Origin of the sequence: Corynebacterium sp. MSK071, from assembly GCF_030232125.1 — a bacterium.
Lineage (GTDB): Bacteria > Actinomycetota > Actinomycetes > Mycobacteriales > Mycobacteriaceae > Corynebacterium > Corynebacterium kefirresidentii.
Window position 1 is genome coordinate 125,106 of record NZ_JASPJA010000001.1, and the last position, 13,138, is coordinate 138,243.

Here is a 13,138-nt window from a genome sequence, read left to right on the forward strand (position 1 = left end):
TAGCGGCCCACGGGCGGGACGCTACCTCCTGGGAGTGCCTTTAATGCGGCGGGAGATTACTCCTCGCGCAGGTTGCCTACGTTGCGGATGATGCCGAAGCGGTGCATGGTTACAGAGACTGCCTGCTCAAGGAGGTAAGGGATGAGCTCACGGCGGCCGTCGGCAAGCACCGGCTGGTCCAGCACCACGGAGTTGGAACGCACCGCGGCCTCGTAGATGGAATCCGGCACGGTGCCCAAGGCGCGCACGCGGGAGGAGGGGTCGTTGGCCACGTCGGTGGCAAAAGCCTCGTCGGTAATGGCCTTGACATCGAAACCGAGGTCCTGCAGCTGGGTAGCAACCTCCGGGGTGGCGGAGATTTCCGTTGCGGTACCGGTGATGGCGGCGGCCAGCACCTGGCGAGCAACCTCGCGCAGCGCATAGCCCTCGCCCACACGCACGCGCAGTTTGGTCAGCAGCGGACGGTAGCGGAAGATATTGGCCTCAGAGACCAACCCGGTGCGGTCGTGATTGCGGCCGAACTCTTCCTGCCAAGCCAACTGGTCCAGCTCAGCGGCGCGCCACAGCCAGGTGATGTCGTCCTCGGTGAGCTTGCCGGAGAGGTTATCACGCAGGCGGTGAAGAACAGCAAGGCTGGCTGGGGCGATATCTACGTTGCGCGGCTTGAGCTCGCCATCAGCCCACTCACCCATTTGCGCCACGTAGTTCGGGCCGCCGGCCTTAGCACCCGGGCCCATGACGGACTTCTTCCAACCGCCGAAGGACTGGCGCTGCACAATCGCACCGGTAATGCCGCGGTTGACGTAGGCGTTGCCCACCTCAACGTTGTCGATCCAGTACTCAATCTCGGCGTCGTCAAGCGAGTGGATGCCACCGGTCAAGCCGTAGCCGGTGTCGTTTTGCCAGGCAATAGCCTCTTCCAAAGTATCGGCATACATGATGCCGAGGATGGGGCCGAAGCACTCATTCTTGTGGTACCAGGAGCCCGGCTGCACATTATCGCGAATGCCCGGGGACCACAGGGTGCCTTCCTGGTTGAGCTTTTCCGGCTTGAGCAGCCACTTCTCACCCGGCTCGAGCTGGGTTAGGCCGCGTAGGAGCTTCTCGCTCGGCTCCTCGGCCAAGCCGTTCATGGTGGTGGTGATATCAAAGCCCGGGCCCGGCTTAAGGGTCTTGACAGCATCCAAAAGCTGGGTGCGCAGACGCTCGGACTTGCCTGCCGCGCCGACGAAGATAACCAGGGAGGCCGCCGAGCACTTCTGTCCGGAGTGGCCGAAGGCAGAGTTATAGAGGTCATCGATGGCTAAGTCGGGGTCTGCCGCTGGGGTGATGATGAGCGCGTTCTTGCCGGAAGTCTCTGCCATGATGTTCATCTTGGGCTTCCAGGAACGGAAGAGCGCACCGGTATCGGACGCACCGGTGAGGATGACATTGTCTACATCATCGTGGGAAAGCAGCGCCTTGCCGGCCTCGGCTTCATCAGTAAGCACCAGCTGCACCAGATCCGGATCCAGGCCCTGCGCCTCGAGGGCGGTGCGGAAGGCTTCCACCACGAGCTTGCCACAGTGAACCACCTGCGGGGCTGGCTTGACGATGACCGCCGAGCCGGCCGCCAAGGATGCCGCAATGCCGCCGGTGGGAATGGCGATGGGGAAGTTCCATGGCGGAGTTACCACGGTGACGGTGTGCGGGGTGAACTGGGAGTAAGACTCCTCCAGCAGGCGCGCGGACTGGCCGTAGTAGGTGCAGAAATCAATCGCCTCAGAGACCTCAGGGTCGGTCTGAGTAACGGTCTTATTGGCCTCATATGCGGCCACGGAGATGAACTTGCCGCGCTGGGAAGCAATCTCGTCCGCGACTGCCTCGAGGGCCGCGGCGCGCTCGGCGGCAGGACGCTTACCCCACTCGGTGCCGAGCTCCTTGGCGCGGGCGATGTGGCTTTCTACCGCGGCTGGGTCGGTGACCTCTGTGATGCCGTGTTCGCCCGGGTTGCGCTTGAGCGCTTCCTGCGCCCACTGGCGGTTCGGGGCGAGAGCCGGGTCAGTATCAGCCTCGTTGGTAAAGCGGCCGGTGCGCGGTGCCTGGCGGCCATCCTCCTCGAGGCGGTTCTGGGTGCGGCGGGCGCCAGCGAAGGTGTCCCAGCGCTTGGCGACGGCCCGACGGAACGTCTCTTCCTGGTCCGCAAGCGGCTCCTCGCCTGGGGCAAAGAGTGCGTAGAGGAAGTTCTGCGGTGCGGAGTTCTCTTCCAAGCGGCGTACCAGGTAGGACACGGCGACATCGAAGTCTTCTGCGTGGACAACCGGGGTATAGAGGATCTGGCGGCCGTCAAAGACCTTGCGCACCGCTGCCTGCTGCGCTGGGGACATGCCCTGCAGCATCTCCGAATCCATCATGTGCAGCACGCCGCGCTTCTTGCCCAGCTCATAGGCCATTGCTGCGGTGTAGAGGTTGTGGGTTGCTACACCGATGCGGACGCTATCGGCGTACTCTTCGCGCAGGATGAAATCCAATAGGCGGTAGTAGTTGGCGTCTACGTCGAGCTTGTTGGTGTAGGTAGCCAGTGGCCAATCGTGGACCTCGCCCTGCACGGTTTCCATGGATAGGTTCGCGCCCTTTACAATGCGCACCTTGACCTTGCCGCCGCCCTTAGCCACGCGCTCCTTGGCAAAGTCAGCGACATCCTTGAGCGCATCGAAGGTATCTGGCAGGTAAGCCTGCAGCACGATGCCGGCATCTAGGGTGAGGAACTCCGGCTCGCTGAGCAGCTCCTTGAACAGGCGGATGGTCAGGTGGAGATCGTGGTACTCCTCCATGTCCATGTTGATAAAGACCTTGTCGGTACGGTCCGCCGCAGCCTGGTACAGCGGACGCAGGCGCTCCTTGAGGCGCTCTACCGAGCCATCGATATCCCAGTGATTGAGCTGGGCCACCATGGAGGAAGCCTTGACCGAAACGTAGGTTACGCGTGGGTTCTGGATGAGCTTGAGGGTGCGCTGCGCGCGGGACTTAGCCTCTTCCTCACCGAGCACGGCCTCACCCAGCAGGTTGAGGTTGAGCTGTTCGCCGGATTCGGCGGCCTTGTCCAGAATCTTGTTGAGTGCATCAGACTCGGCGTCCAGAACGAGGTGGCCAACCATCTTGCGCATGTATAGGCGGGCCACCGGCATGACCAGGTTGGGCAGGATTGGGCCGAAGAAGCCACCGGCGCCAACGAGCGCACCATTGATGCTGCCTAGGAACGACGGGTCATAGTGGGAGGAAATATCCTTCAGCGCGTGTGCGGCAACCTTGTCATCTTCTGGGCGCATGACGCGGTCGACGAAGTCCATGGTGAACTTCACGCCGTCGTCATCGCGCAGCAGGTCCGCGAGCTGTTCGGTGGCCTTATCTTCTTCGTCCGCAGTGGACTTCAACCAGTCGTGGGCGCGGCTAATCGCTGCGGGCAGGACTGCTTCCACATCATCAGAGATGGGCAAGCGGGTATTTGCAGGAGAAGTCATATGGGTTCTACCTCTATTTCAAACGGGTCACATCCTAGACACCACCCTTCACGCGGGAGTGAAGGTAGATGTATCTGCGCCGGTCTGGGACTGCCGGGCGATACGGCGTCTGGATGGTGAGCTGTGAGCTATGTGGTGCTGCAGAGTGCAAGCGGGGTGAGGAGCGAACACGCGGGTGCGCGCGACGCAATGTGAGGGTCGCAGAGATTCGGTATGAAATGCGATGTTCAGCGGGCCTTTATGCGGGACGAATGCGGACGGGGGGCCTATCGCTGCTGCGACGAACGCGCGCCAGGTTGGTGTTCAACACTCACCTGCTTTCTATGACGTGACTATAGGGGCAGAGGAAGAAACGTGAGCGGTATAGCGCTCTGACGTGCGACAACCCTGCAGGTTCAGGTTCCTATTGTTGCCTAGGAAATACTATGAAGTTTGGTGTTGCCGTAATTATAGGGAAGCGACAAACGTGATGCTAGTCTCCTTTGCAAATCGCTATGCGGGGGTAGAAAAACAAAAAATAAACCCCAGCATGTGGGGTTTAGAGGGGGTATTGACTCATCCGGGGGTATTCCACCCCCGGATTGTCCAACAATCGGGGTTTAAGAACCGTAGCCGGCCTTGAGCGCCTTCACCGCCAGTTCGAGGCGGGACTTGGCATGGAATTCACTGAGCAGGGTAGATACATATTTCTTCACCGTGCCCGGTGCGTAGTGCGTGCTTTTGGCAATTTCTTCATTGGACTTGCCTTGGCAGACCAGGTCCAGAACCTGCTCTAAAGCAGGCGAAATGTGATGGTTGTCCTTAATTCTTGCGGTTGCGGCGGCCACATCGGCATCGCTTCCCTCAGTGTTCCAATCGGGAAGTTGCTCAAATAAGCGGGTGAGGGATTGCGGGGTGACAACCGTGCCGCCGCGTACAGCCTCACGCACGGTATCCAAGATATAGACCGGCTTGGAGCTTTTCAGAATATAGGCTGCAGCCTTATTGGACATGACCTCTTTGAGGGTCTCGTCATTGTCCATCGCGGTCATCGCGACAAAGACCGGCGGGTCTTCCATCTTGTTGACCTCGCGCAAGAGGGTAGTGCCATCCATCTCGGGCATATGGATGTCCGCGACAATGACGTCAAAGTCTTGCTCCTGCAATATATCGAGGGCGACCTTGCCATTTTCTGCGGTGGCGCGCACCTCCATGTCCTCGGCCGAGGCGAAGTAACGCCCCAATGCTTCGAGGACAAGTGGGTCGTCATCGACGACCAAAAGGGAAGTTTTTACTTCGGGCACCACGGCGACGGGCAACCAAAGACCATATCGACCGGCGATTGATATTCAGTGGTGGGTGAAAGATCGCCCGGCGTTAGTCCTCCCAAAAGAGAAGAGGACAGCAAAAATGGAGCGAGAAAACTAGCAAGTGCGGCCTGCATATGCGGAATCCTTTAATAAAGTCTGCTTTAGTCAGAAACAAGCGATAGCTTAGTGTACGCCATCTAGGTTTGCTAGGCGACGTGTCGAAGCTAACCAGCCTTTTGGGTAGAGGGTGGAAGGAAAAGCGAAAGCTCCCATTGATTGTGCTCAAGCTTAGCATCGACACGAGCGTCAATTGTCGCCGCAATACGCGACATTGATGCCATGCCGATACCCGAAGACATGTCAGCGTTGGTGCTTGTGGGCTTAGATACTGGGTTAGTGATTGTTATGACGGTCCAACCGAGGTGAGGTCGCACCGAGATTACGATTTCAGCGCCTGCGGGTGAGTACTTCACGGCATTCAAGCAGGCTTCCGTGGTGATGGCAGCGATGGAGTCCAGTGTTTTCGGAGGAAAATGCGGGGCAAAATCCTCGGCGCTTACCTCCACAAGTGGCTTTCGATTGAGCCTTGAAAGGCGGGTTTCTTCTTGGGAAAGAAGCTGGGCAAAGCTATCAGGTTTGGTGCTGGAACCGAAGCTTATTCCGTCGGAAACGCCTTCGATATTGTTTCGGAGAACCTTAGTTAGTGCGCGCACTTCGGACATTGATGAGCGCATGGAATCGCTAAGCTCATCTAAGCGTTTAGCGAGTTTCGGGTCTTTGGAATATTCGAGGCTTAGGGCTTCTAGCTGCATCGTGTTAACAGTAAGGCTCGAGACCACGGAGTTATGGAGAGTTTCGGCGAGATCTGATTGTCGCCGTTGTACGTCGGCGTTCCACTCGACCATGGCTGTTTTGTATCGCTGCGCAGAGTGCGCGAAAGTCGCGCCAATTACTGCACCGACTCCAATAAACATTGCCCAAGCAAAAGCGGCAGCAGGATTAACGCTGATCTTTGCGGTGCCGGGATCGATAAGGCCGACCGCCCAAAAGACAGCACCGACTGCAAAAGTTTGCCAATTTTTGCCGTGATAAGCGATGACGGCAATGAAAATTGGGGTTAAAAAAATATAGCACAGGTAAGGAGTGCCCACAGCGAATGTCGAGCTCATCCATACGGCAACAAAGACTACTGACATCGTGATTGGGCGGCGGAAAGCTAAGGTGGTAACGACAGTTAGAACCAAGCCAAAGATGGCAGCAGATAACTGGTGCTCGGTGGGAGTAAAGAAAGCGCCGAGTAACGTCAACGTCACACAAATCACTGCAGTTAACGCGGCGGTTCGCTGCAGAGTCATGGCCGCGCGGATGCGCTGGTAGATGGGTGGCTGTGAAGATTTCGGCACGATGCGGTCCACGCTTCCTGGTTGCTAAGGCTCAACGGGGTTTATCTCCCTAGTCTATGTACAGCGGTGCGGGTGCAGCGAACGTAGAGCAGCGATTGAAAACAGCGAAACCCCCGCACCTTCGTGCGCGGTTCCTTGTGGTGGGTTCCGTGCGGAGGTAGAAGGTGAGGGGGTTTAGCTGGTCTTCATGAAGGAGTGCAGAGTGCTAATTACTTAGCTTCTGCAGCAGCCTCTGCGTCATCCTTGGAGGACAGGCCCTCGAATACGGAGGACAGGCCCTCGGAGTCGGTGTTGGACTCGGAGGAAGCCTCGACGAGGCCCTTGATGCCCTTGACGAGTGCCTCGAAGTCGATGGCGGAGCTGAGGTCTACTAGGGAATCGAACATATACATTCCTTTCGGATAGGCGGAGTAAAACTACAATCTCTCTCTGGGGTAGCAGCTCTTAACTGCTGTGATTCCTAGTATGCGGCAGTGGGGGCGCGCCGCCAATCCTCTTTTGGATCCTTTCTGAGGTAACTTTTGGATCCTCTTAGAGATGTTTAAGGATCCCGTTTGGGTCTGAGGCTGTGTGGGGGAGGGGGTTAATGGGCAGGGGCGGGAAAGTGGGCGTCGGAAAGAGCGGCGGTGAGCTGGTAAAAGTGGGACATTTGAGAAAAAGTTGAGTCTTGGGGAATAACTTTTGTAGGCTGCTCGTTGTAGAGATTGAGTGACATAGGCTCAAGGTTGTGTGACTGGGTGTGAAAGTTCTGTTACAGTAGCGCTCGGACACAACGAGAAGTTGAGTCACTGACAATCAACTTTATTAATTACCCCAAGATAAAAGGAGAAGAAATCATGGGACGCGCAGTAGGTATTGACCTTGGTACGACGAACTCCGTCGTTTCCGTACTGGAAGGTGGCGAGTCCACCGTTATCGCTAACTCCGAGGGCTCTCGCACCACGCCTTCCGTCGTTGCCTTTGCAAAGAACGGCGAAATTCTGGTTGGCCAGTCCGCTAAGAACCAGGCGGTAACCAACGTTGACCGCACCATTCGCTCCGTCAAGCGCCACATCGGCACTGACTGGAAGATCAACATTGATGACAAGGACTACACCTCCCAGGAGATTTCTGCTCGCACGCTGATGAAGCTGAAGCGCGATGCAGAGGCTTACCTTGGCGAGGATGTTACTGACGCCGTTATCACCGTTCCTGCATACTTCGAGGACGCACAGCGCCAGGCCACCAAGGAAGCTGGCCAGATTGCAGGCCTGAACGTGCTCCGTATTGTCAACGAGCCAACCGCAGCCGCTTTGGCTTATGGCCTGGAAAAGGGCGAGCAGGAGCAGACCATCCTGGTATTTGACCTGGGTGGCGGCACCTTCGACGTCTCCTTGCTGGAAATCGGCGATGGCGTGGTTGAGGTTATGGCAACCGCCGGCGATAACGAGCTGGGTGGCGATGACTGGGATCAGCGCATCGTTGACTGGCTGGTAGACCGCTTCAAGACCTCCCAGGGCGTTGACCTGACCAAGGATAAGCGCGCCGTGCAGCGTCTGCGCGAGGCTGCAGAGAAGGCAAAGATTGAGCTGTCCTCCTCCCAGCAGGCCAATATCAACCTGCCGTACATCACGGTTGACTCCGATAAGAACCCACTGTTCTTGGACGAGACCCTGACCCGCACCGAGTTCCAGAAGATCACCCAGGATCTGCTGGATCGCACCAAGGCTCCGTTCAACCAGGTCATCAAGGATGCTGACCTTTCCGTCGGCGATATTGACCACGTTGTTCTCGTTGGTGGCTCCACCCGTATGCCGGCCGTATCGGACCTGGTCAAGGAACTCACCGGTAAGGATGCCAACAAGGGCGTTAACCCGGACGAGGTTGTTGCCGTAGGCGCTGCCCTGCAGGCAGGCGTTCTGCGCGGCGAGGTCAAGGACGTGCTGCTTCTTGACGTCACCCCGTTGTCCCTCGGCATTGAGACCAAGGGTGGCGTGATGACCAAGCTCATCGAGCGCAACACCACCATTCCGACCAAGAAGTCCGAGACCTTTACCACCGCAGAAGACAACCAGCCTTCCGTGCAGATTCAGGTCTTCCAGGGTGAGCGCGAGATGGCTACTGCCAATAAGCTCCTCGGCTCCTTCGAGCTCGGCGGCATTGCTCCGGCACCGCGCGGTGTTCCGCAGATTGAGGTCACCTTCGATATCGATGCCAACGGCATCGTCCACGTGACTGCAAAGGACAAGGGCACCGGCAAGGAAAACACCATCAAGATTCAGGATGGTTCCGGCCTGTCCCAGGAAGAAATTGACCGCATGGTCAAGGACGCCGAGCAGCATGCCGAAGAGGACAAGAAGCGCCGCGAGGAGCAGGAGCTGCGCAATAACGCAGAGTCCACCTCCTACCAGACCCGCAAGTTCTTGGACGACAACGCTGACAAGGTATCCGAGGACGTTAAGACCAAGGTCACCGAGGCTGCTGACGCCGTCGATGAGGCCCTGAAGGGCGATGACCTCGAGGCCATCAAGTCCGCAGTGGAGAAGCTGTCCACCGAATCCCAGGAGATGGGCAAGCAGATCTACGAGGCACAGGCTGCTGAAGCTGGTGCTGAGGGCGCAGCTGATGCTGGCGCTGCTCAGGGTGACCCGAACGTCGTCGACGCTGAGGTAGTTGACGAGGATGAGAATAAGGATGGCAATAAGTAATGACTCAGGACAGCGGAATGCCGCATAACCCAGGCGACCCGGAAAACACGGATCCGGAGGCTACCTCGGCTGACCGCGCTGAGGCTGCTGCCGAGCAGGCTGAGGAGGCCCAGGCCGCGCAGGAAGCGCAAGCTGATGCCACCGAAGAAGCCGAGCTGGATCCCACCCTCGATGCTGACCTTGAAGAAGCGCTGGCAGACGTCAACGCCGATGAGGTAGAGGCCGAGGCCGCGGGTGAAGAGCCCGCTGGCAACGGCGTCAGCGATGTGGAAGCACAGTTGGCAGAACGCACGGAAGACCTGCAGCGTCTGAATGCGGAATACACCAACTACCGCCGCCGCACCGAGCGTGACCGCCAAGCCGTAATCGAGACCGCCAAGGCCAAAGTCATCGCAGATTTCCTGCCTGTCCTTGATGACCTGGAACTGGCCGATGAACACGGTGACTTGGAAGGCCCGCTCAAGGCTTTTGCGGATAAGCTCCACAGCACGCTTGAAAAGCACGAGCTTGCCGCCTTTGGCGAAGAAGGCGACGCCTTCGACCCGGAGGTTCACGAGGCCGTGCAGGACTTGTCTTCAGGCGATGAGCAGGTGCTGGGCACCGTGCTGCGCAAGGGCTACCGTGTGGGCGACAGGCTCGTGCGCAATGCCCTGGTCATCATCGCGGACCCCAGCGATGAGTCCAGCGGCTCGGAAGATTCCGAGTAAATAACATAAAGGGCGCCCTGGGAACTGACGATTGACCTTCCCGCGGCGCCCTTTTACTTAACTTTATCGATTCTCTTTGAAAGGAGGAGATGCCCAGTGAGCGCTAAACCCGAATGGGCAGACAAAGATTATTATGCGGATCTGGGGGTCTCCTCGTCCGCAGAACAGAATGAAATTAAGCGTGCCTACCGCAAGCTAGCACGCGAAAACCACCCCGATACCCACCCCGACGACCCCGCAGCAGCGGAAAGGTTCAAAAAGGTGGCGGAAGCCTACGACGTGCTTTCCGACGCCTCTGAGCGCAAGGAATACGACCAGTTCAAGGCCATGCTCCGTAACGGTGGGGGCTTTGGACGGATGGGAGGCGCCGGATTTCCCGGCGGGTTTCGATCCACGCGCATGGATGGACAAGGTGCGCAAGAATTCGACCTCTCGGACCTCTTCGGAGGATCCGCTGGAGGAGCGGCTCAAGGCGGCGGTGTTGGGGATATCTTCGGTAGCGTTTTCAACCGCGGCGGTGGTGCTGGCCACTCAGCTAAACCGTCGCGGGGGGCCGACGTCGAAACGGAAATAACCCTCGACTTCCGCGAGGCCGCCAAGGGAACCACCATCCCTCTGGCATTGAGCGGCAATGCGCCGTGTACCACGTGCCATGGCTCTGGTTCCGCCTCTGGCAAGACCTCTACCTGTGGTACCTGCAGTGGCACCGGTTTTACCTCTGAAAACCGCGGCGCCTTCGGCTTTTCCGCCCCCTGCAAGGATTGCGATGGCACCGGCCGCCGCATCACGGACCCGTGCAAGGACTGCCACGGTACCGGCACGGTTCATCGCACCCGCAATATCACCGTGCGCATCCCTGCCGGCGTCATTGACGGCCAAAAGGTTCGCCTTGCTGGTCAGGGCGAAGCCGGACCGAACGGCACTCCAGCCGGTGACCTCTTCGTGGCGGTAACCGTCAAACCGGACAAGGTTTTCACTCGAGAAGGCGATGACCTGCACGTTACCGTCCCGGTCTCCTTCACGGAGCTGGCCTTGGGCGATACCATCGCGGTTCCTACCTTGGATAACCCGGTACGCGTGAAGATCCCCGCCGGCACGCCGGACGGGCGAACGCTGAGGGTGCGTGGAAGGGGCATCGCCAAGCGCGGGGGCAACTCCGGTGATCTTTTGGTTACCGTTCAGGTCACCGTGCCCACCAAGCTCGATGCCGCCGCCTCCAGTGCCCTGCGTACCTATGCTCAAGCGGAAAAGGACTCCGGTTTCAACCCGCGTGCGGGTTGGGCCGGCGCCGAGAACGCTTAGGGTAGGAGGTGTGTTAAGGAATGAGCACTGGAAAGGCAGAAGATTTCGGCACCGCGGTATATGTGATTTCCGTGGCCGCGGAACTATCCGGAATGCACGCCCAGACGCTGCGAACCTATGACCGCATGGGCTTGGTTTCCCCGGCTCGTACCCGTGGCGGTGGCCGCCGCTATTCCGACCGCGACATCGAGCTGCTGCGCAAGATTCAAGCGCTGTCCCAAGATGATGGCGTCAATCTTGCCGGAATCAAGTCCATCATCGAGCTGACCGAGGAACGCGATCGCCTTGAAGCCGAGCGCGACGCCCTAGCTGAAGAGGTGCGGACCCTGCGCGAACAGGCCGCCGGGCGCCGCCCGCAGCGCAGCGGCGAACTTGTCCATGTCCCTCGGTCTACCTCCGTGGTGATGTGGAGTCCGCATACCGCGCGCGAGCGTAAACGCGCCCGCGGCCGTGGTAACGGTCAGGACTAATTCTTACTCTGCAGACGAGTACATCCCGCCCCGCAGCCAGCGTCGCCGCTGGCTGCGGGGTTTTCTTCTGCCTGCACAGTGACGGTGTGATGTTAAGGCTTGCAAAGGGGATAGCTGCAATCAGTGCGCGTTGCAAAGTTTGGGGTTAGTATATTCAACACAAAGGTGACCTATGGCACATAAACAATAACGAGTGTCATGTACCACCGATGATCCTCGTATTCTCCAGGAAAGGACACGCACCATGACCCTGTACGCAGCTCCGGGAACCGAAGGCTCCATCGTCGATTACCGGGAACGCTATGACAACTACATTGGCGGCCAGTGGGTAGCACCCGTCGACGGCGAATATATGGACAACATCAGTCCGGTCAACGGCGAGGTATTCTGCCAGGTAGCTCGCGGCAAAGAAGCCGATATCAACCTGGCTATCGACGCCGCGGAAAAAGCCTTCGAGACCTTCGGCAAAACCACTCCAGCCGAGCGCGCATTGCTCCTGCACCGCATAGCGGACCGCATCGAGGAAAATCTGGAAAAGATCGCGGTCGCTGAAACCTGGGAGAACGGTAAGGCTGTGCGCGAAACCCTTGCCGCCGATATTCCGCTCGCCGTAGATCACTTCCGCTACTTCGCCGGCGCCATCCGCGCCCAAGAAGGCCGCCTATCCCAGCTCAACCAGGACACCGTGGCCTACCACTACCATGAGCCGCTCGGAGTAGTGGGCCAGATTATCCCGTGGAACTTCCCGCTGCTCATGGCCGCTTGGAAGATCGCGCCCGCACTGGCTGCAGGTAACTGCATTGTTATGAAGCCAGCGGAGCAAACCCCTGCCTCAATCCTGCTTCTCATGGATATTATCGGTGACCTCCTCCCTGCTGGCGTGCTCAATATCGTCAACGGACTAGGTGAGGAGGCAGGCGCGGCACTCTCCGGCTCGGACCGCATTGCCAAGATTGCCTTCACCGGCTCTACTCCAGTGGGCAAGATCATCAACAAAGCCGCCGCAGACAAGGTCATCCCCGTCACCCTGGAACTGGGTGGTAAATCCCCATCTATCTTCTTTAAAGACATCATGGATGAAGATGATTCCTACCTGGAAAAGTGCGTTGAAGGCTTCGTTATGTTCGCCCTCAACCAAGGTGAGGTCTGCACCTGTCCATCCCGCGCCCTGGTGCACGAGGACATTGCGGATAAATTCTTGGAGCTGGCCATTGAGCGCGTGAAGAAGATCAAGATCGGTCACCCACTTGATACGGAAACCATGATGGGCGCGCAGGCTTCCGAGGAGCAGATGGACAAGATTAAGCAATACCTGGAGATCGGCCCGCAGGAAGGCGCGGAGACCCTCATCGGTGGCCACGTGAACAAGGTAGAAGGCTTGGAAAAGGGCTACTACATTGAGCCCACCGTGTTTAAGGGCAATAATGACATGCGCATCTTCCAGGAGGAGATCTTCGGCCCAGTACTCTCTGTAGCCACGTTCAAAGATTATGACGAGGCGATTGCCATCGCTAACGCTACTAACTTTGGCCTCGGTGCAGGCGTATGGTCGCGTACTCAAAACATTTGCTACCGCGCCGGCCGCGATATTCAGGCCGGCCGCGTATGGGTAAACCACTACCATGACTACCCGGCGCACAGCGCCTTCGGCGGCTACAAGGAATCCGGCCTTGGCCGTGAGAACCACTTGATGATGCTGGGTCACTATCAGGAGACTAAGAATATGTTGGTCTCCTACTCGGAACAGCCGGCCGGCCTGTTCTAAAACACCTCCCGCGGG

9 protein-coding genes are annotated in these 13,138 nt (G+C 58.4%); 5 read left to right on the forward strand and 4 right to left on the reverse strand.

Annotated elements, in window-relative coordinates; genetic code table 11:
* Positions 1-56: 56 nt before the first annotated feature.
* The 4 genes from QP990_RS00545 to QP990_RS00560 all read right to left on the reverse strand — a co-directional run bounded on the left by QP990_RS00545 (position 57) and on the right by QP990_RS00560 (position 6,578).
* A complete protein-coding gene (locus tag QP990_RS00545) occupies positions 57-3,500 on the reverse strand; it encodes a bifunctional proline dehydrogenase/L-glutamate gamma-semialdehyde dehydrogenase (RefSeq protein ID WP_239227013.1) in 3,444 nt (1,147 codons plus the stop codon).
* Positions 3,501-4,099: 599 nt separating this feature from the next.
* On the reverse strand, positions 4,100-4,798 hold the full coding sequence (locus tag QP990_RS00550) for a response regulator transcription factor (RefSeq protein ID WP_284797962.1): 699 nt from the start codon (positions 4,796-4,798) through the stop codon (positions 4,100-4,102).
* A 215-nt stretch (positions 4,799-5,013) separates the two neighbouring features.
* The gene (locus QP990_RS00555; protein WP_284797963.1) at positions 5,014-6,204 is read right to left on the reverse strand and encodes a sensor histidine kinase; all 1,191 of its coding nucleotides are present in this window, start codon (positions 6,202-6,204) and stop codon (positions 5,014-5,016) included.
* A 197-nt stretch (positions 6,205-6,401) separates the two neighbouring features.
* Positions 6,402-6,578, reverse strand: coding sequence for a hypothetical protein (locus QP990_RS00560; RefSeq protein ID WP_239206754.1), 177 nt, complete (start codon positions 6,576-6,578; stop codon positions 6,402-6,404).
* A gap of 450 nt (positions 6,579-7,028) precedes the next feature.
* On the opposite strand from QP990_RS00560, the gene dnaK reads away from it, so the two are divergent.
* The 5 genes from dnaK (at position 7,029) to QP990_RS00585 (ending at position 13,123) form a co-directional block, all read left to right on the forward strand.
* The gene (gene dnaK, locus QP990_RS00565) at positions 7,029-8,879 is read left to right on the forward strand and encodes a molecular chaperone DnaK (RefSeq protein ID WP_005325523.1); all 1,851 of its coding nucleotides are present in this window, start codon (positions 7,029-7,031) and stop codon (positions 8,877-8,879) included.
* Positions 8,879-9,586: a nucleotide exchange factor GrpE gene (grpE, locus tag QP990_RS00570; protein WP_034655552.1), complete on the forward strand. Its 708-nt coding sequence runs from the start codon at positions 8,879-8,881 to the stop codon at positions 9,584-9,586. The genes dnaK and grpE overlap by 1 nt, the downstream gene beginning before the upstream one ends.
* Before the next feature lie 96 nt (positions 9,587-9,682).
* Positions 9,683-10,888, forward strand: coding sequence for a molecular chaperone DnaJ (gene dnaJ, locus QP990_RS00575; protein WP_284797964.1), 1,206 nt, complete (start codon positions 9,683-9,685; stop codon positions 10,886-10,888).
* Positions 10,889-10,908: 20 nt separating this feature from the next.
* A complete protein-coding gene (locus tag QP990_RS00580; protein ID WP_284797965.1) occupies positions 10,909-11,358 on the forward strand; it encodes a heat shock protein transcriptional repressor HspR in 450 nt (149 codons plus the stop codon).
* A gap of 244 nt (positions 11,359-11,602) precedes the next feature.
* Positions 11,603-13,123, forward strand: a complete 1,521-nt coding sequence (locus tag QP990_RS00585; RefSeq protein ID WP_284797966.1) for an aldehyde dehydrogenase family protein — start codon at positions 11,603-11,605, stop codon at positions 13,121-13,123.
* Positions 13,124-13,138: the final 15 nt, after the last annotated feature.

Bases quoted from the DNA above. Each gene is read 5' to 3' on its own strand.
- QP990_RS00545 (WP_239227013.1), bottom strand. From the start codon at position 3,500: ATGACTTCTCCTGCAAATACCCGCTTGCCCATCTCTGATGATGTGGAA.
- QP990_RS00560 (WP_239206754.1), bottom strand. From the start codon at position 6,578: ATGTTCGATTCCCTAGTAGACCTCAGCTCCGCCATCGACTTCGAGGCA.
- dnaK (WP_005325523.1), top strand. From the start codon at position 7,029: ATGGGACGCGCAGTAGGTATTGACCTTGGTACGACGAACTCCGTCGTT.
- grpE (WP_034655552.1), top strand. From the start codon at position 8,879: ATGACTCAGGACAGCGGAATGCCGCATAACCCAGGCGACCCGGAAAAC.
- QP990_RS00580 (WP_284797965.1), top strand. From the start codon at position 10,909: ATGAGCACTGGAAAGGCAGAAGATTTCGGCACCGCGGTATATGTGATT.
- QP990_RS00585 (WP_284797966.1), top strand. From the start codon at position 11,603: ATGACCCTGTACGCAGCTCCGGGAACCGAAGGCTCCATCGTCGATTAC.